This is a genomic window from Streptomyces sp. NPDC028722 (genome assembly GCF_040637655.1).
Lineage (GTDB): Bacteria > Actinomycetota > Actinomycetes > Streptomycetales > Streptomycetaceae > Streptomyces.
Genome location: NZ_JBEZWU010000028.1, coordinates 46537 through 65375, shown reverse-complemented (window position 1 = coordinate 65375; position 18839 = coordinate 46537). Strand labels below are relative to the sequence as shown.

Below are 18839 nucleotides of genomic sequence, written 5' to 3'. Positions count from 1 at the left end.
CCGCCGGCCGCTGCGCTCCCCTACAGCCAGTCCCGCCGCTTGAACACCAGGTACAGGGCGGTGCACACCACCGCCATCAGGCCGATCGCGAAGGGATAGCCGAACAGCCAGTGCAGTTCCGGCATGTGGTCGAAGTTCATGCCGTAGATCGTGCCGACGAGAGTCGGCGCGAACAGGATCGCCGCCCAGGACGAGATCTTCTTGACCTCCTCGTTCTGTTCGAAGCCCGCCTCCGCGAGGGCCCGCATCTCCGCGTTCTGCTGCTGGGTGACCAGGGTCGCGTTGACGGTGAGGATCTCGGTGAGGGCCTGGCGGAAGCCGTCGACGCGTTCGCTGGTGTGCGTGACGTGGTCGGCGACGTCCCTGAGGTAGCGCTGGAGTTCCTCGTCGGTCTCGTACTTGGCGAACCCGGCCATCAGGCCGTGCAGCATGCCGACGAGGGGGCGGGTGGCGCGCTGGAACTCGACCATCTCGCGGGAGAGTTCGTAGATGCGTCGGGAGACCTCGGGGTCGCCGCGGAACACCTCGGTCTCGATCTCGTCGATGTCGTTCTGGACGCCGGCCACGACGGGCGCGTAGCCGTCGACCACCGCGTCCAGGATCGCGTACAGCACCGCCTCCGGGCCGAGTGCCAGCAGCTCGGGTGCGTCCTCCATGCGGCGGCGGACCGCCGACAGGTCGGGGGCGTCGCCGTGCCGGACCGTGATCACGAAGTCGGGGCCGACGAAGACGTGCAGTTCGCCGAAGTCGACCTCCTCGGGGGCGTCGAGGTAGCGGGCGGCGCGCAGCACGACGAACAGGGTGTCGCCGTACCGTTCCAGCTTGGGCCGCTGGTGGGCCTCCATGGCGTCCTCGATGGCCAGCGGGTGAAGATCGAACTCGGCTGCCAGGGAATGGAGTTCGCTGCCGGTGGGCCGGGCGAGACCGATCCAGGCCATGCCCCTCGGCTGCTCGCGCAGCTCGTGGTAGGTCTCGGCCAGGGTGGCGGGTGAGGAGACGCGGACGCCGTCGCGGTAGAGCACGGCCCGTACGACGTCCGCCGGGTCGGCGGCCCCGGCCGCTGCGGGGGAGGACGTGGGCGGCCCGGCGGCGGAGGGCTGGGCCGGTGCCAGGGCGCGGCGCCAGCCGGACCTGCGGCCGCCGTTCCTGCCGTTGGGTCGCTCGGGCATCGGCCGCCTCCCGGTGGTGCCCGCGCCGGGCGTGCTCACCCGGCGCGGCTACCAGCAGGATATCCGCGGCCCGCCGCGACCGGCGGAAGCCACGGTGCGGATCCCGGCGGAAGTAGCGGACCGAAGGTGTCCGCGATCGGTGTCACCATGCGGTCATGACGACGGACAGTGCGACGAAGAGCGGCGCGGCGGCCGTTCCGGTCCTCGACGCCCGGGCCCTGAACCGCGCCACCCTCGCCCGGCAGCTCCTGTTGCACCGTTCCGGGCGGTCCGTCCTGGACGCGGTCGGCCACCTGCTGGGGCTCCAGGCCCAGAACACCCGGCCCCCGTACTACGCGCTGGCCGCGCGCCTCGACGGCTTCGCGCCGGAACGGCTGTCCACCCTCATGGCCGGCCGTCGGGTCGCCCGTACCGTCACCCTGCGCTCCACGATCCACACCCACACCGCCGAGGACTGCCTCGCCCTGCGGCTCTTCGTCCAGCCGGCCCGCCGGCGCGAGCTGGGCGGCTTCCGCACCGGACTGGCCGGCGTCGACCTGGACCGCCTCGCCGTCGTCGCCCGCGAGCTGGTCGAGGCCGGGCCGCGGACCATGGCCCAGCTGCGCCAGGACCTCGGCGCCGTGTGGCCGGACGCCGATCCGCAGGCCCTCGGCGTCGCCGCCCGCTGCACGCTTCCGCTGGTCCAGGTCACCCCGCGCGGCCTGTGGGACGAGAGCGGCCAGGTCGCCCTCACCACCGCGGAGCACTGGCTGGGCCGACCCGCCGGTCCGGCCCCGACCGCGGAGTCCGTGGTCCTGCGCTATCTCGCCGCCTTCGGGCCCGCCTCCGTGCGGGACATGCAGGCCTGGGCCGGACTGACCCGCCTGCGGTCCGTGTTCGAAAGCCTGCGCTCCCGGTTGCTGACCTTCCGTGACCCGGCCGGCGTGGAACTCTTCGACCTTCCCGACGCCCCGCGCCCCGACCCGGCCTGCCCGGCCCCGCCCCGCTTCCTGCCCGAGTTCGACAACCTCCTGCTCTCCCACGCCGACCGCACTCGCGTCGTACCGCCGGCCCACCGGGGCCGGAACCGGACGGGCAACCAGGCGCACCGCACCCTCCTGGTCGACGGCTTCCTGGCCGGCCTGTGGCGGCTCGACACCGATGCCCTGGTCATCGAGCCGTTCGGCACGCTGCCGAAGGCCGCGCGCGAGGAGGTGGCCGAGGAGGGGGAGCGGCTGCTGCGCGTGCTGCACCCGGGCCGGTCGTACGACATCCGGTTCTCCGCGGCCGTGCGGCGGTGAGCCGGACACAGCGGGGAGAGGGATGTTGGAGAGGGGGCGTTGCGGGCCGCTCGTGGTGGCCCGCAACGCCCCCCGGCGGTTACCCGAGGTGTGCTCGGGAAGTCTTCCGGGTCACGAGTTGACCTGCGCGGTCACCAGGTCCGAGAAGGTGGCCAGCCGGGTGTAGACACCCGGGTAGCCCGCCTCCGCGCACCCCTCGCCCCAGGAAGTGATCCCTGCCAGGACGCCCCCGATGAGCAGGGGACCGCCGCTGTCGCCCTGGCAGGTGTCGACGCCGCCGGAGGTGTATCCGGCGCAGACCATGTCGGACTGGACGAAGTCCGAACCGTAGGAGGAACGGCAGCTGGAGTCGGCCACGACCGGGACGGTCGCGGTCCGCAGCTGGTTGGAGGAGCCGCCGCTCTCCGAGGTGGTGCCCCAGCCGAGGATCCGGGCCGTGGTGCCGGCCGCGTAGACGCCCGTCTGGGTGGAGGAGACGTACGACGCCGTGGTGTACGGCATCGACGTCGACAGGGTCAGCACGGCCACGTCGTCGCCGTTGGTGGCGTCGGAGTAGTCCGGGTTGATCCAGATCTTGCTGACCTTGCCGACCGTGCCGTTGGTGCCGTTGAGGTAGGTCCGGCCGCCGACGACGCGGACGCCTGCGGTGGTCTCGCCGACCATGCAGTGGGCGGCCGTCACGACCTTCCTGGGCGCCACCAGGGTGCCGCCGCAGAACTGGTTCTGGGACGCGTCCGTGATCTGCATCATGAACGGGTACGCGGTCGTCGTGGTCGTCGTCCCGCCGACGACGGGCTGGGGGGCGGCGCTCGCCGTCGGCGCGGCGAGCAGCGCGGTCGTGGCGGCGGCGGCGGTGGCCACCAGGGTCGCGGCGGTCTTTCTCACACGTAGGGTCCCGAACATGAGTCTCCTCAGTGGGGGTTGCACCGGTGGGGGTCGCGCGGGTGTGGGGAGTGCATGGGGCGGGGGTCCCCTGCTCGAGCACGGTCGGGAGCTCGAAGAGGGGACCGACCCCCATGTGCCCGGGCGAGCGGCACGCCCTTTACGCTAGGACCCGGAACCCTCGGCTCCCAATGAGGGAACCCCCTAGGGGGTTGGGTGAGGGAAAACCCTCGGTCCGGCTCAGTTAACAAGGGCGCTGCTCAGTTCGCGCGGTGACCTGCCGCCAATCGGACGATGTCGACGCGCGACCGGATCCCCAGTTTCCGGTAGACCCGGGTCAGGGTCGCCTCCACCGTCTTCACGCTGATGAACAGCCGGGCGGCGATCTCCCGGTTGGTGGCGCCCTCCATGACCAGCGCGGCCACCTGACGCTCCATCGCGGCGAGCCCGTCCAGGGCGTGCAGCGCCTCCGGCACGGCCGGGGGCACTTCCCGCTCGGGGGTGGCGAGTGCTTCGTCCACCTGGCGCAACCAGGGCAGCGCCCGGCAGCGCCGGAACATCCGGGCGGCCTCGTCGAAGACGTCGGCCGCACCGGTCCGGGGCGCCCCCTCGGCCGGGCGCCTGCCCCGCAGCCCGGCCAGCGCGAACGCGGCCCGCGCCTCCTCCAGGCCGTAGCCGAGCTTGCCGAGCCGGTCCTGAGCGGACGTCAGCTGGGCGAGCGCGGCCTCCAGGTCGCCACGCGCGGCACGCACCAGGGCCTCGGACCGGTCGAGGACGGCGAGGACGCTCTCCCGGCCGAGCCGCAGCGCGTGCTCGCGGCTGACGTCGAGGACGTCCTGCGCCTCGCCGGGCTCACCCGTCCGGACGAGTGCCTCGGCGAGGTCACCCTGCCAGCGGCCCCGGGCCGGGTCGGTGATGCCGAGCGCCAGCTCCAGCCCGCGCACCCGGCGCAGCGAACGGACGGTGCCCGCCGGGTCCCCGGCCACCAGTTGGGCGTACCCGAGGGCACCCAGGGCCCGCGACAGATACATCTGGTCGCCGTCCTCCTCGGCGTGCTCCACCGCCTCCCGGGCGAGCGCCAGCGCCCGGTCCACGTCGCCGCCGGAGGCCTCCGCGAGCGAGGTCAGCATCGCGGAGGCGGTCTCGCCGATGCCGGAGTCCCGGGCGAGCCGCAGGCTCTCGCGGGCCAGGTCGAGCGCGCGCCCGCAGTGCCCGGCTCGCAGTTCCGTCTCGGCGAGGCCGCGCAGGAAGTGCACCTCGCTCTCGACCGAGCCGCGCCGGCGGACCTCGCGCAGCAGTGCGGTGACCGTGGCCCGGGCCTCGGCCAGCTGGTCGCCCATGACCAGCCAGCGGAAGCGGGCGCTGCCCGCGCCGTTGTGATGCCAGGCGACCCGCGGGTCCTGGGGTTCCCGCAGAGCCCGCTTGATGGTGCGGGGCGCCTCCGGATGGCCCATCAGGGTCTCGGTCTGCGCCTGGAAGGCGAGGGAGAGCAGTTCGGTGCGCCGGTCGCCGCCGGACGCGGCCAGCCCGGCGGCGTGCGCGGCGGCCTCCCGGGCCTCGGTGAAGTCGCCCTCCACGATCAGCGCCCGCCAGGCCAGCTGGTAATGGACTAGGGCGAGCAGCCGGGGGTCCTCGCCGGCGTCGGAGAGGGCCTGCGGGAAGACGGCGTCGACCTCGGCCATGGTGTGGCCGGCGCTGTCGATGACGATCATCCAGGCCCGCACCCGGTCGGCGGCCACGGTCGCCCGGCTCAGTACCTCGCGGGCGATGTCCCGGGCCAGGTCGACCTCGCCGGCGGTGATCGCGTCCTCGGCGGCCTGGAGCCGGCGCTCCTCCTGCCGCGGTGTCCCGTCGGCGGGGGTGTGCCGGGCGGCGAGCAGTCCGAGCTGGGCGGCGACCGAGGGTGCGCCGCGGTCCCGGGCGAGGGCCGCGGCCTCGGCGAGCCGGGCGGCGACCCGCGGGTCGGTGCCGGTGGTGGCGAGGGCCAGGTGCCGGGCCCGTTCGATGGGGTCGGAGGCCGCGGTGGACAGCGCCGCGTGCGCGGCCCGTCGCTCCTGGGCGGGGGTCTCCGCGTACAGCGCGGCGGATATCAGCGGGTGCGCGAACCGTACGGCCGGCGCGTCGGGCTCGGTGGCCAGCAGCCCGAGTTCGGCGGCCTGGGCACACTCGGCCTCGGCGTTCTCCCGGCCGGCCGCGTGCAGCAGCGCCGGAGTGGGCCGGGCTCCGGCGCTGGCCACCAGCAGGGTGCGGCGGGCCTCCACCGACAGCATGTCCAGGCGGCTGAGGACCAGGGCGCGCAGCGAGGTCGGCACCGGCAGCGGCTCGCCGGGGCGGGGCGGGGTGGGGCTCTCGGCGAGGGCGCGGCCCAGCTCCAGCGCGAACAGCGGGTTGCCGCCGCTGGTGCGGTGGATCTCGCGGACCGTGGACCGGGACAGGCCACCGTGGCCGCGGTGGCCGAGCAACTGGGCGGTCTGGGTGCGGGAGAGCGCGCCGAGCCGGACGGCGAGGGTGTCCGGCGGGCAGGAGTGCAGGTGGCGGTCGTACTCCTGGCTGCTCTGCCCTTCGGTGCGTACGGCGCAGAGCAGCTGCACCGGGGTGCCCTCCAGGCGCCGGGCGGCGAAGCCGAGCAGTTCGGCGCTGGCCGGGTCGAGCCACTGGAGGTCGTCGGCGACGATCAGCACCGGGCCGTCGGCGGCGAGGGCGCGCAGCGCGGAGAGCACGGCCAGGCGCAGGGCGAGGCCGTCGCGCTGGAGGCTGGACTCGCCGCGGCCGGTGAGCGCCGACTCCAGGGCGGTGCGCTGGGCGGCCGGCAGGCGCGGGGCGATGTCGTCGAGGACCAGGCCGAGGAGGTCGGCGAGGGCCAGGAACGGAAGGTGGGATTCGGACTCCGTCGCCGAGCAGCGCAAGACCCTGCGGGCGGTGGCGCCGTAATCCTCGGCCAATGCCCGCAGGACGGTGGATTTCCCTATTCCGGCGGGGCCGTGGAGCAGCACACTGCCCCCGGAGGCGAGTTGCCCGCGGGCGCCGGTGAACAGCTCCTCGCGGCCGATGACCAGGTCGGGGCGGCACCTGGCAGGCTCCTGGAAGTCCCGTCGCACGGTCACCGCTCCCCTCGTGTGTCGTGTCCGGGCCAAATTCTAGGCAACGATCCTGGAAATTCGGACGGAAGCCGTGGTGAGGGAAATAACAAACGGTCGAGCAGAGGGAAATTCAAAGCACCGCCGCATGAATGGCAGGTTTCCTTCCGGTCTCCGCGCTACGGCAGCAGTCCCGCCCTGCGGGCCGCGGTCACCGCCTCTCCTCGTGTGTGGGCGCCCAGCTTCCGCATCGCCGAGCGCAGGTAACCCTTGACCGTCTCCGGCCGCAGACCCAGCCGCTCGGCCACCGCCGTGTTGGTGGCGCCCGCCGCCACCCAGGACAGCACGTCCAGCTCGCGTGGCGCCAGGGTCACGCCGCCGGCTCGTGGCGGCGTGGTCAGCAGCCCGCAGGCGGCGAGGAGTTCGGCCCGCAGACCCGGGTCGGTGATCCTGGGGACCAGGGCCCGCAGCGCGGCATGTGCCTCGCGCACCTGTTCCCACTCCGCGCCCCGGTCGACGCGGTCCGGCTCCGGCCGGCCCGCGGCCAGCAGCCCCCGCGTCTCGTCCCGCACCACCAGCGCCTGCTCCACGTCCCGCGCCGCCGCCACCGCCGCGCCCAGCGTGCGGTCGCCGAGCGGTTCGGCCGAGCGCAGCGCCCCGTACAGCACCCCGCGCACCCGGCGCCGGACCACGACCGGCACCGCGAGCACCGAGCGGATGCCCTCGGCGGCCACCGGCACGTCGTACTCGTGGCTGATCTGCCGGGAGCTGGAGTAGTCCGTCACCGCGCACGGCCGGGCCAGCGCCACGGCCCTGCCGCCGAGCCCGCTGCCGGAGGTGACCACGAGCGCGTGCAGCGAGGCCGTGGTCGTGCCGCTCAGCTCGCTGATGCGGATCCGCGGCCGGCCGGGTTCCACCAGCCCGCCGAAGGCGACCGGAAGGCCCGTCGCACGCCGCAGCCGGGCCAGCGCGCCACCGATCACCACCTCGCTCACCGGGTCCGCCGTCACCTTGTCCGCCCCTTCGGCAGTCCTCACCCCCGTTCGGGGGTAGTGAGACCTGCATCACGGATTAGACGATGCCGGAGAGCCGCCCGGCAATGGTCCGGGAACATGGGAGGACAGATGACGACGGCGACCGACGCCTTCAGGGGCGCCCGGGACTTCCTGCTGGAGCACCGCGAGGACTACGCCACCGCCTACGACGGGTTCGCCTGGCCGCGGCCCGAGCACTTCAACTGGGCGCTGGACTGGTTCGACGTGATCGCCGACGGCAACGACCGGACCGCGCTGCACATCGTGGAGGAGGACGGCACCGAGACCCGGCTCTCCTTCGCCGAACTGGCCGACCGCTCCAACCGGGTGGCCCGGTGGCTGCGCGAGCGCGGGGTCGCCGCCGAGGACCGCGTCCTCGTCATGCTCGGCAACCAGGCGGAGCTGTGGGAGACCGCGCTGGCCGCGATGAAACTGCGCGCGGTCGTCATCCCGGCCACCCCGCTGCTCGGCCCGGCCGACCTGCGCGACCGGGTGGAGCGGGGCCGCGTGAAGCACGTGATCGTCCGGGCGGAGGACACGGCCAAGTTCGCCGACGTGCCCGGCGCCTACACCCGGATCGCGGTCGGCGGCCTGCCGGAGGAGGGCTGGGAGCCGTACGAGGACGCCTACCCGGGCTCCGCCGAGTTCCTCCCCGACGGCCCCACCCTCGCCGACGACCCGCTGATGCTCTACTTCACCTCGGGTACGACCGCCCGCCCCAAACTGGTCGAGCACACCCACACCTCGTACCCGATCGGGCACCTGGCCACCATGTACTGGATCGGTCTGAAACCCGGTGACGTGCATCTGAACATCTCCTCGCCGGGCTGGGCCAAGCACGCCTGGTCCAACCTGTTCGCTCCGTGGAACGCCGAGGCGACCGTCTTCGTCGTCAACTACACCCGCTTCGACGCGGCCCGGCTGATGGCCGGCATGGACCGGGCCGGCGTCACCACGTTCTGCGCGCCGCCCACCGTGTGGCGCATGCTCATCCAGGCCGACCTGGGCCTGCTGCGCACCCCGCCCCGTGAGGCGCTGGCGGCCGGCGAGCCGCTCAACCCCGAGGTCATCGAGCAGGTCCGCCGGGCCTGGGGCGTGACCGTCCGGGACGGTTTCGGGCAGACCGAGACCGCGGTGCAGGTCTCCAACAGCCCCGGCCAGCCGGTGAAGACGGGCTCGATGGGCCGTCCCAGCCCCGGATTCCGGGTGGAACTCCTCGATCCGGTCTCCGGCGCGCCCGGCGTCACCGAGGGGGAGATCGCCCTCGACCTCACCGAGCGCCCGGTCGGCCTGATGACCGGCTACCACGGTGACCCCGACCGCACGGCGGAGGTCATGGCGGGCGGCTACTACCGCACGGGTGACATCGCCTCCCGCGACGAAGAGGGGTATCTCACCTATGTCGGGCGCAGTGACGACGTGTTCAAGGCCTCCGACTACAAGGTGAGCCCGTTCGAGCTGGAGAGCGCGCTGCTGGAGCACGAGGCGGTGGCCGAGGCGGCCGTCGTGCCCGCCCCGGACGAGCTGCGCCTCGCCGTGCCGAAGGCGTACGTCGTCCTGGCCGCGGGCTGGCAACCGGGCCCCGGCACCGCGAAGATCCTCTTCGAGCACTCCCGCAGCGTGCTCGCCCCCTACAAGCGCATCCGGCGGCTGGAGTTCGGCGCGCTGCCCAAGACCGTCTCCGGCAAGATCCGCCGCATCGAGCTGCGCGAGGCGACGGCCGCGGGCTCACGGAACGAGTACCGCGAGGAGGACTTCAGATGACGGTGACCCCTCGACTGTCGTACGCCCACGGGACGGGCACCACAGCCCTGCTCGGCGACACGATCGGCGCCGGTCTCGGCCGGGCCGTGGCCGCGTGGCCGGACCGCGAGGCGCTGGTCGACGTGCCGTCCGGGCGGCGCTGGACGTACGCGCGGTTCGCCGCCGACGTCGAGGAACTGGCGTGCGCGCTGCTGGCGAGCGGGGTGGCCCGGGGCGACCGGGTGGGCATCTGGGCGGTCAACTGCGCCGAGTGGGTGCTGGTGCAGTACGCCACCGCCCGGGTCGGTGCCGTCATGGTCAACATCAACCCGGCCTACCGCACGCACGAGCTGCGGTTCGTCCTCGACCAGGCCGGGATCTCCCTGCTGTTCGCCTCCCTGCGGCACCGGACGAGCGACTACCGGGCGATGGTCGAGGAGGTGCGGCACGCGTGTCCGCGGCTGCGGGAGACCGTGTACATCGGCGACCCGGGCTGGGAGGCGTTCACCGCGCGCGGGGCGCGTCCGTCGGACGCACTGCGGGACGAACTGCGGGCCAGGGAAGCCTCGTTGTCCTGCGACGACCCGATCAACATCCAGTACACCTCGGGCACGACCGGCTTCCCGAAGGGCGCCACCCTCTCCCACCACAACATCCTCAACAACGGTTACTTCGTGGGGGAGTCGGTCGCCTACACCGAGCAGGACCGGATCTGCATCCCGGTGCCGTTCTACCACTGCTTCGGCATGGTCATGGGCAACCTCGCGGCCACCTCGCACGGCGCCTGCATGGTCGTCCCGGCCCCCTCCTTCGACCCCGCGGCCACCCTGGACGCCGTACAGCGTGAGCGCTGCACGTCCCTCTACGGCGTCCCGACCATGTTCATCGCCGAGCTGAACCTGCCGGACTTCGCCTCCTACGACCTGTCCTCCCTGCGCACCGGCATCATGGCGGGTTCCCCCTGCCCGGTGGAGGTGATGAAGCGGGTGGTCGGCGAGATGCACATGGAGCAGGTCTCCATCTGCTACGGCATGACGGAGACGTCCCCGGTGTCGTTGCAGACGCGGATCGAGGACGACCTGGAGCACCGCACCGCCACCGTCGGCCGGGTGCTGCCCCATCTGGAGGTCAAGGTGGTCGACCCGGCCACCGGGGTGACCCAGCCCCGGGGGACGGCGGGCGAGCTGTGCACGCGCGGCTACAGCGTGATGCTCGGCTACTGGGACGAGCCGGAGAAGACCGCCGAGGCGATCGACGCGGGCCGCTGGATGCACACCGGGGACCTCGCGGTGATGCGTGAGGACGGATACGTGGAGATCGTCGGCCGGATCAAGGACATGATCATCCGGGGTGGCGAGAACATCTACCCGCGCGAGATCGAGGAGTTCCTCCACGCCCACCCCGGCATCCGGGACGTCCAGGTCGTCGGGGTGCCGCACGAGCGGTACGGCGAGGAGGTCCTCGCCTGTGTCATCCCGGCCGACCCCGCGGACCCGCTCACCCTGGAGGACCTCCGCTCCTTCTGCGCGGACCGGCTCGCGCACTACAAGATCCCCAGCAGGCTGCGGATCCTCGACTCCTTCCCCATGACGGTGTCGGGCAAGGTGCGCAAGGTGGAGCTCCGGGAGACGTACGGGGCGTGAGACGGCGGGGACCGATCACCCACTGAGGGCTCCACGGCGGGCCCCGGACGAGCGCGCTGTCGGCGGCGTGCTCGGCCGGGGCCCGTTCGGCGTGCCGGTGACCGGGACGGTGTGACCGGCGCCCGGTGGCCTCCCGTCCCGCCGCTCCTCTCCCCGCACTCCCGTCCGGCGCTCGCCGCTTCGCGGACCACCCTTGACGCCCCTGTCCGGTCCACCTACATTACTTCCAGATAGTAGAAGTAGTATTCCACAATGCGAAATATTGTGGAAGGTCGACCACTGGAGACCGTGCTCGCCGCGGGGCGCGACGGGAGTACGCATCCGACAGCCGAAGCAGGAGTACTCGATGGCCCGTATGACCGCTGCCCGCGCGGCAGTTGAGATCCTCAAGCGCGAGGGCGTCACCGACGCCTTCGGAGTGCCGGGCGCGGCGATCAACCCGTTCTACAAGGCCCTCCAGGAAGGTGGCGGCATCAGCCACACCCTCGCCCGCCACGTCGAGGGCGCCTCGCACATGGCCGAGGGCTACACCCGCACCCGACCGGGCAACATCGGCGTCTGCATCGGCACGTCGGGTCCCGCCGGCACCGACATGATCACCGGTCTGTACTCGGCCATCGGCGACTCCGTCCCGATCCTGTGCATCACCGGCCAGGCGCCGACGCACGTCATCCACAAGGAGGACTTCCAGGCCGTCGACATCGCCTCGATCGCCAAGCCGGTCACGAAGATGGCGGTGACCGTCCTGGAGGCCGCGCAGGTCCCCGGTGTCTTCCAGCAGGCCTTCCACCTGATGCGCTCGGGCCGGCCCGGCCCCGTCCTGATCGACCTGCCGATCGACGTGCAGCTCACCGAGATCGAGTTCGACGTGGAGACGTACGAGCCGCTCCCCGTCTACAAGCCGGCCGCGACCCGCGCCCAGATCGAGAAGGCGATCTCCTACCTGCTCGACTCCGAGCGCCCGGTCATCGTCGCCGGCGGCGGCGTCATCGGCGCCGACGCCGCCGACCTGCTGGCCGAGTTCGCCGAACTGACCCGGACCCCGGTCATCCCCACCCTCATGGGCTGGGGCACGCTGCCCGACGACCACGAGCTGAACGCCGGCATGGTCGGCGTCCAGACCTCCCACCGGTACGGCAACGCCACCTTCCTGGAGTCCGACTTCGTCCTCGGCATCGGCAACCGCTGGGCCAACCGCCACACCGGCTACAAGCTGGACGTCTACCGGCGGGGCCGCACGTTCGTCCACGTCGACATCGAGCCCACCCAGATCGGCAAGATCTTCCCGCCGGACTACGGGGTCGTCTCCGACGCCAAGGCCGCGCTGGAGCTGTTCGTCGAGGTGGCGAAGGAACTGAAGGCGGCGGGCCGGCTCCCGGACCGCTCCGACTGGGTTGCCTCCACCCAGGAGCGCAGGGCGACGCTGCTGCGCCGTACGCACTTCGACAACGTGCCCATGAAGCCGCAGCGCGTGTACGAGGAGATGAACAGGGCCTTCGGCCCGGACACCCGGTACGTCACCACGATCGGCCTCTCCCAGATCGCCGGCGCGCAGATGCTGCACGTCTACAAGCCGCGCCACTGGATCAACTGCGGCCAGGCCGGCCCGCTCGGCTGGACCGTCCCGGCCGCGATCGGCGTCGCCAAGGCCGACCCGGACGCGCCGGTCGTCGCGCTCTCCGGCGACTACGACTTCCAGTTCATGATCGAGGAGCTGGCGGTCGCCGCCCAGCACAAGATCCCGTACGTGCACGTCCTGGTGAACAACGCCTACCTCGGCCTGATCCGGCAGGCCCAGATCGGCCTGGACATCAACTTCCAGGTCAACCTGGAGTTCGAGAACATCAACGCGCCGGAGCTGGGCGTCTACGGCGTCGACCACGTCAAGGTCGCCGAGGGCCTGGGCTGCAAGGCCATCCGGGTCACCGAGCCGGACCAGCTGGGCGCCGCCTTCGAACAGGCGAAGAAGCTGGCCGCCGAGTACCGGGTGCCGGTCGTCGTCGAGGCGATCCTGGAGCGGATCACCAACATCTCGATGAGCCGCACCATGGACATCAGCGACATCTCCGAGTTCGAGGACCTGGCCACCGAGCCCGGCCACGCGCCGACGTCGGTCAGGCCCCTGAAGGTCTGACCCGCCCGGCACGGACAAGGGGCGGCCCGTCCACCAGGACGGCCGCCCCTTTGCCGTGCCCGCCCGCCCGGCCCGGCCGACCCCGCCGCCCCGGTGGGGCGGGAAGCGGCCCCCCGTCGCCCGCGTCCCGCCCCACCGGGGGCCGGCGGCGTACGGCCCGTACGGCCCGCGTGACGCCCCCGTGCGGGGTCCGCCGCCCCCGTGTCGGCGGGCCCCGCGTGCCGATAATGTGCCCGACGGCAGGCGCAGTTGAAGCCCCCGCGGCAGTGTTCAGAGGTTGATTTGAGGTTCTCCGGGCCGCGTACGGCCGCTGCCGCACGCGGCGCCGCTCCGGCTCGTGGTCCTACAGCTCCTGCTCCGACAGCCCGGGCCAGTCGTCCGGCCCCCCGCCCTGCCACTCGATGAGATCGCTCTCCTCCACCTCGACGCGGTCCAGGTCGGTGAGCCGCAGGATCTCCACGACGTCGTCCAGATGGGACGCGATCCCGAGGATGACGTCCCCCTCGGTGACGCGCCGGGAGCCGTCCAGGGCGGGCGGGTGGACCACGATGTGCGGATGCTGCGTCGGATTGCCCATGGCTTCAGCGTGCTGCGGAAGCGGCGCCCGCGCACCCCGGGCCGGCCGGGCCGCCGGGAACACGCGAAAGCGCCCCCTGGGCCAGGGGGCGCTGCGGGCAGCGTGTGATGACCGTCCGACGGCGCGAGGCTGGGCGCGACAGGACGTTCGCGCCGCCGGACGGGGTGGGCGGGCCCCATGGCACGGGGCCGGGTGGGACCGCGGTGGGAGCGATGGAGCCGGGCGCCCTTCCCTCTGGTCGAGAAGGGGGACCGGGTCCTTCACCACCGCACTGGCTCGCACGCCACCGCGGTCCTCGCCCTGCCCGCGCTCTGTGCCGGCGGCCACCCCTCATCGGGACCGTCCGGCGTCCTGCGCGGGCCGCGTACGCAACCATGACCTCCAGTCGGACTGCGTACGCTGCTTTGGGGATTCCCGGGATCAGTCCTCGCGCAGGGCGCGGACCGCCTCCTCCACGCGCTTGCCGTACTCGGGGTCGGCGGCGTGGAAGTGGGCCAGGTTCTTCTCGATCACGTCGTCGCGGGAGACCTGCGAGAGGCCGCCGGCGATGTTCGCGATCAGGCGGGACTTCTCGTCCTGCGACATCAGGCGGTACAGCTCGCCCGCCTGGAAGAAGTCGTCGTCCTTGGTGTGCAGGGGCGCCTCGTGGGTGCCCGAGTGGCCGTGGACCGCGAGGGGGGCCGACAGCGGGCGGCCCGTCTCCACCGGGCCGTCGTAGGAGTTCGGCTCGTAGTTCTTGGCGTGCCGGCCCTGGGGGTTGAGCGCCATGAGGCCGTCACGGCCGTGGTTCAGGGCGCCGCCCGGGACCGCCTTCGGGGCGTTCACGGGGAGCAGGGTGTGGTTGACGCCGAGGCGGTAGCGGTGGGCGTCGGCGTAGGCGAACAGACGGCCCTGGAGCATCTTGTCCGGGGAGGGGCCGATGCCGGGCACGAAGTTGTTCGGGGAGAACGCGGCCTGCTCGACCTCGGCGAAGACGTTGTCCGGGTTGCGGTCGAGGACCAGGCGGCCCACGCGCCGGAGCGGGTAGTCCCGGTGCGGCCAGACCTTGGTCAGGTCGAACGGGTTGAAGCGGTAGTCGGCCGCATCGGCCGCCGGCATGAGCTGCACGTGCAGGGTCCAGGACGGGTGCACGCCCCGCTCGATGGCCTGGAGCAGGTCCGTCTGGTGGGAGTTGGGGTCCTGGCCCGCGGTCTCCCGGGCCTGCTCGGCGGACAGGCAGCGGATGCCCTGGTTCGTCTTGAAGTGGTACTTGACGAAGAAGGCCTCGCCCGCGGAGTTCGTCCACTGGTAGGTGTGCGAGCCGAAGCCGTCCATGTGGCGGTACGACGCCGGGATGCCGCGGTCGCCCATCAGCCAGGTCACCTGGTGCGTGGCCTCGGGGGAGTGGGCCCAGAAGTCCCAGACGTTGTCGGGTTCCTGCCGGCCGGTGAACGGGTCCCGCTTCTGCGAGTGGATGAAGTCCGGAAACTTGATCGGGTCCTTGATGAAGAACACCGGGGTGTTGTTGCCGACGAGGTCGTAATTGCCCTCCTCGGTGTAGAACTTCACGGCGAAACCGCGCGGGTCACGGACGGCGTCCGCACCGCCGAGGGAGTCGGCGACCGTGGAGAAGCGCACGAACACCTCGGTGCGCTTGCCGATCCGGTCGAGGAAGTCGGCGTGGGTGAAGCCGGTGACGTCGTCCGTCACCTCGAAGTGGCCGTAGGCGCCTGAGCCACGGGCGTGCACCACACGCTCCGGGATGCGCTCGCGGTTGAAGCGCGCGAGCTTTTCCAGCAGGTGCTGGTCCTGGATCAGGAGCGGGCCGCCTACGCCGGCGGAGGCGGAGTTCTGGTTGTCGGCGACCGGGGCGCCGGACTCTGTCGTCAGCACGCGCTTGGACATCGGGGACCTTCCGTGCGGTGGCACTTCCGTGCGGGTGGCAGCGGAAACCTTCTTCCGCTTGGTGGAGCCTAGAAGTGGGACATCTGAGCGTCAACAGTTTGTTGAAGTTGATTCCGGGTCGCGGCGCCGCCTGGGCGCGACAGGACAGGTGTCAGCGGCACCGCGGCCCGGAAGTCTTGTGCGGCCCGTCAGACCTGGGCGCCGGACAGGCGCTCCACGGCGCGCAGCAGGGCCGAGTGGTCCAGGCCGCCGTCGCCCTGGGCGCGCAGCGACGCGACCAGCTGGGCGACCACGGCGCCGACCGGCAGGGCCGCGCCGACGGTACGGGCGGCGTCGGTGACGATGCCCATGTCCTTGTGGTGCAGGTCGATACGGAAGCCGGGCTTGAAGTCACGCGCGAGGAAGTTGTCCTTCTTGCGCGTCAGCACGGTGGAGCCCGCCAGGCCGCCGTTGAGGACGTCCAGCGCGGCCTTCAGATCCACGCCCGACTTCTCCAGGAAGACCACGGCCTCGGCGCACGCCTGGATGTTCACGGCGACGATGAGCTGGTTGGCGGCCTTCACGGTCTGGCCGCAGCCGTGCGGGCCGCACAGCACGATGGTCTTGCCGAGCGCCTCGAAGACCGGCCTGGCCTCGTCGAAGTCGGCCTGCCGGCCGCCGACCATGATGGACAGCACGGCCTCCACGGCGCCGGCCTCGCCGCCGGACACGGGGGCGTCCAGTACCCGGATGCCCTTGTCCTCGGCGGCCTTCGCCAGGTCGACGGAGGTCTGCGGGGTGATGGACGACATGTCGATCAGCAGGGCGCCCCGGCGGGCGTTCTCCAGGATGCCGTCCGGGCCGTAGGCGATGGCCTCGACCTGCGGGGACGCGGGCACCATCGTGATCACCACGTCGGCCTCGCGCACGGCCCCGGCGATCGAGGGGGCGGCCGTGCCGCCGGCGGCGGCCAGGCGGTCCAGCTTGTCCTGCTCCAGGGTGTAGCCGGTGACCTGGTAACCCGCCTTGATCAGGTTCTCGGCCATGGGGGAGCCCATGATGCCGAGGCCGATCCACGCGATCTTGGGGAGGTTGCTCATCTTCGGGGTGCCTCTCTCACTGCTCTGCAAGGGCGGGGGTTCGGCGTGCCGCGCGCGGGAGCCACTCGAAGGCCTCGGCGCTCGGGCGGTCGCCGGGCTTGTACTCCAGGCCGACCCAGCCGTCGTAACCGGCCTTGCCCAGCCGGTCCAGCAGCTCCGCCAGCGGGAGCGAACCCGTGCCGGGGGCGCCGCGGCCGGGGTTGTCGGCTATCTGCACGTGCCCGGTCTTCGCCGCGTACCGGTCGATCACCGCCGGCAGGTCCTCGCCGTTCATGGACAGGTGGTACAGGTCCATCAGGAACTTGGCGTTGCCGAGGCCCGTCGCCGCGTTGACCCTGTCGACGACACCGACCGCGGCCGGCGCCGACACCAGGGGGTAGAGCGGCGACTCGGGCCTGTTGAGGGCCTCGATCAGCAGGATCGCGCCGACGCGGTGGGCGGCCCGGGCCGCGAGGACCAGGTTCTCCAGGGCGAGTGCGTCCTGCTCGGCCGGGTCGACGCCCTCGACGCGGTTGCCGTAGAGCGCGTTGAGCGCCTTGCAGCCCAGGGAGGCCGCGAAGTCCGCCGCCACGTCGATGTTGGCGCGGAACCTCTCCGACTCCTCGCCGGGCACCGACAGGGCGCCGCGGTCCGGGCCGGGCAGCTGTCCGGCGTAGAAGTTCAGCCCCGTGAGCCGGACGCCCGCGTCCTCGATCGCCTGCTTCAGGGCGTCGAGGTCGGACCGGACGGGGGTGGGGGAGTCGATCCAGGGCCACCACAGCTCGACCGCGGAGAAGCCCGCCGCGGCGGCTGCCGCGGGGCGCTCCAGGAGCGGGAGTTCGGTGAAGAGGATCGACAGGTTGACGTTGAAGCGCTGGTCTGTGGTCGTGCTCCACTCAGAACCTGGCATTCGGGCCGCGCTCCCTTCCGTGGTCGCTATTCCGTATTACGGAAGTTCATTTCTGCTTAATGGAAGATTGCCGTCGGGTGTCGCCGCTTGTCAAGGGGGGCCGGGTGCGGGGTCCGGCAGGACTGCCCAGGAACCGCCCCGCGCGTTAGGTTGAGCCCGTGCGATTGAGAGTGGAGTTCACGACCGAGCCCTTCGACCTGGACGAAGCGCCCGCGCACGCCCTGGTGGCGCGCGAGGTCATCGAGACGGCCGGGCTGGACGCCGTCGACGTCGGCCCGTTCGGCAACACCGCCGAGGGCGGAGCCGACCGGGTGCTCACCGCGGTGGACGCGCTGCTGCGCAAGTCCCTCCAGGCAGGCGCGACCCGGGTCTCGCTCCAGGTCAACGTGATCGACGACGGGATCGGGGAGGAGGGGAGGTGACCGGGGGCGAGCCCTTCATCGCGGCCGTGAAACCGCTGGTCGACGCCATGGGCGGGGAGATGCTCCCCCCCGACGAGGCCGGCCCCGAGGACGTCGTCCTCGCCTGGCAGGGCGCCGACGTCGTCGCCGTACGCCTGCCCCAGCTCGCCGACTCCCTCGACCACATCCTCGCCGCCATGGAGCGCAGACAGGGCCGGCCGCTGGCCGACCTGGACCGCAAGGCCAAGCAGGAGGTCGTACGGATCCTGGAGGCGCGCGGCGCGTTCGCCGTGCGGCACGGCGTGGAGACGGTGGCGGGCGCGCTCGGCGTCAGCCGCTTCACCGTCTACAACTACCTCAACCGGGAGAAGGGCGCCTGACGGGCCCGGGAGCGGGGTCGACGCGCCGTCCGAGCCCGGTCCTCCCTTGTTACGCGGAATTTTCAACAAAGTGTTGACGTGATGTTTCCGAGGGCGTTAGCTATCGGCAGCCCGTTCAGCACGACGGCCCATCGTGGCCACGGAGGCTCCCGTGACGTCGACTTCCACGCCCCCGGGTCTGGCCCGGTTCAACGCCCTGGAGGAGCCGGCGGCCCTCGCCGCCCTCCACGAGGCGTGCGCCTCCACCGAGTGGGCCCGGCGCCTGACCGCCGCCCGTCCCTACGCCACCGTCGAGGACCTCTGCACCGCCAGCGACGCCGCCATGGCCGAGCTGACCACCGCGGACCTGGAAGAGGCGATGGCCGGGCACCCGCCGATCGGACGCCCCCGGCCCGGCGACCCGACCTCCGCCCGCGAACAGCGCGGCATGGCCGGCGCCTCCGCCGGACTCAAGGCGGAGATGCTCGAACTCAACCTGGCCTACCAGGAGAAGTTCGGCCACGTCTTCCTCGTCTGCGCCACCGGCCGGACCGCCGAGCAGATGCGCGACGCGGTCAAGGAGCGCATCGGCAACGCGCCGGAGCAGGAACGGGAGATCGTCCGCACCGAGCTGAGGAAGATCAACCGCATCCGACTGGTCCGACTCGTCGAAGAGGACGCCTGACAC

At 72.2% G+C, this 18839-nt stretch carries 15 protein-coding genes; 7 read left to right on the top strand and 8 right to left on the bottom strand.

What is annotated here, in order from left to right:
* Positions 1–20 precede the first annotated feature (20 nt).
* Positions 21–1169: a magnesium and cobalt transport protein CorA gene (locus AB0F03_RS31390; protein ID WP_361998072.1), complete on the bottom strand. Its 1149-nt coding sequence runs from the start codon at positions 1167–1169 to the stop codon at positions 21–23.
* A gap of 155 nt (positions 1170–1324) precedes the next feature.
* On the opposite strand from AB0F03_RS31390, the gene AB0F03_RS31385 reads away from it, so the two are divergent.
* Entirely contained in the window at positions 1325–2449 is a 1125-nt protein-coding gene (locus tag AB0F03_RS31385) for a winged helix DNA-binding domain-containing protein (protein WP_361998069.1), read from the top strand.
* 111 nt (positions 2450–2560) lie between these two features.
* Here the strand turns inward: AB0F03_RS31385 and AB0F03_RS31380 are convergent, their stop codons facing one another.
* The 3 genes from AB0F03_RS31380 to AB0F03_RS31370 all read right to left on the bottom strand — a co-directional run bounded on the left by AB0F03_RS31380 (position 2561) and on the right by AB0F03_RS31370 (position 7418).
* Positions 2561–3352 carry a serine protease gene (locus AB0F03_RS31380; protein WP_361998066.1) on the bottom strand — a complete coding sequence of 264 codons (792 nt, stop codon included), beginning with the start codon at positions 3350–3352 and terminating at the stop codon, positions 2561–2563.
* A 239-nt stretch (positions 3353–3591) separates the two neighbouring features.
* Positions 3592–6435, bottom strand: a complete 2844-nt coding sequence (locus tag AB0F03_RS31375; protein WP_361998063.1) for an AAA family ATPase — start codon at positions 6433–6435, stop codon at positions 3592–3594.
* Between the two features lie 152 nt (positions 6436–6587).
* Positions 6588–7418, bottom strand: a complete 831-nt coding sequence (locus tag AB0F03_RS31370; protein WP_361998142.1) for a helix-turn-helix transcriptional regulator — start codon at positions 7416–7418, stop codon at positions 6588–6590.
* A gap of 114 nt (positions 7419–7532) precedes the next feature.
* Between AB0F03_RS31370 and AB0F03_RS31365 the strand changes: the two genes are divergently transcribed.
* From AB0F03_RS31365 to gcl, 3 genes are all read left to right on the top strand, one after another.
* On the top strand, positions 7533–9206 hold the full coding sequence (locus tag AB0F03_RS31365) for an AMP-binding protein (RefSeq protein WP_361998060.1): 1674 nt from the start codon (positions 7533–7535) through the stop codon (positions 9204–9206).
* Entirely contained in the window at positions 9203–10828 is a 1626-nt protein-coding gene (locus AB0F03_RS31360) for an AMP-binding protein (RefSeq protein WP_361998057.1), read from the top strand. The genes AB0F03_RS31365 and AB0F03_RS31360 overlap by 4 nt, the downstream gene beginning before the upstream one ends.
* Before the next feature lie 346 nt (positions 10829–11174).
* Complete coding sequence (gene gcl / locus AB0F03_RS31355) at positions 11175–12962, top strand: glyoxylate carboligase (protein ID WP_361998055.1); 1788 nt, start codon at positions 11175–11177, stop codon at positions 12960–12962.
* Positions 12963–13305: 343 nt separating this feature from the next.
* Here the strand turns inward: gcl and AB0F03_RS31350 are convergent, their stop codons facing one another.
* The 4 genes from AB0F03_RS31350 to AB0F03_RS31335 all read right to left on the bottom strand — a co-directional run bounded on the left by AB0F03_RS31350 (position 13306) and on the right by AB0F03_RS31335 (position 17391).
* Positions 13306–13539 (bottom strand): hypothetical protein, encoded by a 234-nt coding sequence (locus tag AB0F03_RS31350; RefSeq protein ID WP_361998052.1) that lies wholly within the window; start codon positions 13537–13539, stop codon positions 13306–13308.
* A gap of 420 nt (positions 13540–13959) precedes the next feature.
* Entirely contained in the window at positions 13960–15423 is a 1464-nt protein-coding gene (locus AB0F03_RS31345; protein ID WP_361998050.1) for a catalase, read from the bottom strand.
* Between the two features lie 188 nt (positions 15424–15611).
* On the bottom strand, positions 15612–16502 hold the full coding sequence (locus AB0F03_RS31340; RefSeq protein ID WP_361998048.1) for a 2-hydroxy-3-oxopropionate reductase: 891 nt from the start codon (positions 16500–16502) through the stop codon (positions 15612–15614).
* Between the two features lie 16 nt (positions 16503–16518).
* Entirely contained in the window at positions 16519–17391 is an 873-nt protein-coding gene (locus AB0F03_RS31335) for a TIM barrel protein (protein WP_361998045.1), read from the bottom strand.
* Positions 17392–17549: 158 nt separating this feature from the next.
* Between AB0F03_RS31335 and AB0F03_RS31330 the strand changes: the two genes are divergently transcribed.
* The 3 genes from AB0F03_RS31330 to uraD all read left to right on the top strand — a co-directional run bounded on the left by AB0F03_RS31330 (position 17550) and on the right by uraD (position 18836).
* On the top strand, positions 17550–17813 hold the full coding sequence (locus AB0F03_RS31330; protein ID WP_356816785.1) for a thiamine-binding protein: 264 nt from the start codon (positions 17550–17552) through the stop codon (positions 17811–17813).
* Complete coding sequence (locus tag AB0F03_RS31325; RefSeq protein ID WP_361998042.1) at positions 17810–18172, top strand: helix-turn-helix domain-containing protein; 363 nt, start codon at positions 17810–17812, stop codon at positions 18170–18172. The genes AB0F03_RS31330 and AB0F03_RS31325 overlap by 4 nt, the downstream gene beginning before the upstream one ends.
* 151 nt (positions 18173–18323) lie before the next feature.
* Entirely contained in the window at positions 18324–18836 is a 513-nt protein-coding gene (gene uraD / locus AB0F03_RS31320) for a 2-oxo-4-hydroxy-4-carboxy-5-ureidoimidazoline decarboxylase (protein ID WP_361998039.1), read from the top strand.
* Positions 18837–18839 lie beyond the last annotated feature (3 nt).

Bases quoted from the DNA above. Each gene is read 5' to 3' on its own strand.
- AB0F03_RS31390 (WP_361998072.1), bottom strand. From the start codon at position 1,169: ATGCCCGAGCGACCCAACGGCAGGAACGGCGGCCGCAGGTCCGGCTGG.
- AB0F03_RS31385 (WP_361998069.1), top strand. From the start codon at position 1,325: ATGACGACGGACAGTGCGACGAAGAGCGGCGCGGCGGCCGTTCCGGTC.
- AB0F03_RS31380 (WP_361998066.1), bottom strand. From the start codon at position 3,352: ATGTTCGGGACCCTACGTGTGAGAAAGACCGCCGCGACCCTGGTGGCC.
- AB0F03_RS31365 (WP_361998060.1), top strand. From the start codon at position 7,533: ATGACGACGGCGACCGACGCCTTCAGGGGCGCCCGGGACTTCCTGCTG.
- AB0F03_RS31360 (WP_361998057.1), top strand. From the start codon at position 9,203: ATGACGGTGACCCCTCGACTGTCGTACGCCCACGGGACGGGCACCACA.
- gcl (WP_361998055.1), top strand. From the start codon at position 11,175: ATGGCCCGTATGACCGCTGCCCGCGCGGCAGTTGAGATCCTCAAGCGC.
- AB0F03_RS31350 (WP_361998052.1), bottom strand. From the start codon at position 13,539: ATGGGCAATCCGACGCAGCATCCGCACATCGTGGTCCACCCGCCCGCC.
- AB0F03_RS31345 (WP_361998050.1), bottom strand. From the start codon at position 15,423: ATGTCCAAGCGCGTGCTGACGACAGAGTCCGGCGCCCCGGTCGCCGAC.
- AB0F03_RS31340 (WP_361998048.1), bottom strand. From the start codon at position 16,502: ATGAGCAACCTCCCCAAGATCGCGTGGATCGGCCTCGGCATCATGGGC.
- AB0F03_RS31335 (WP_361998045.1), bottom strand. From the start codon at position 17,391: ATGCCAGGTTCTGAGTGGAGCACGACCACAGACCAGCGCTTCAACGTC.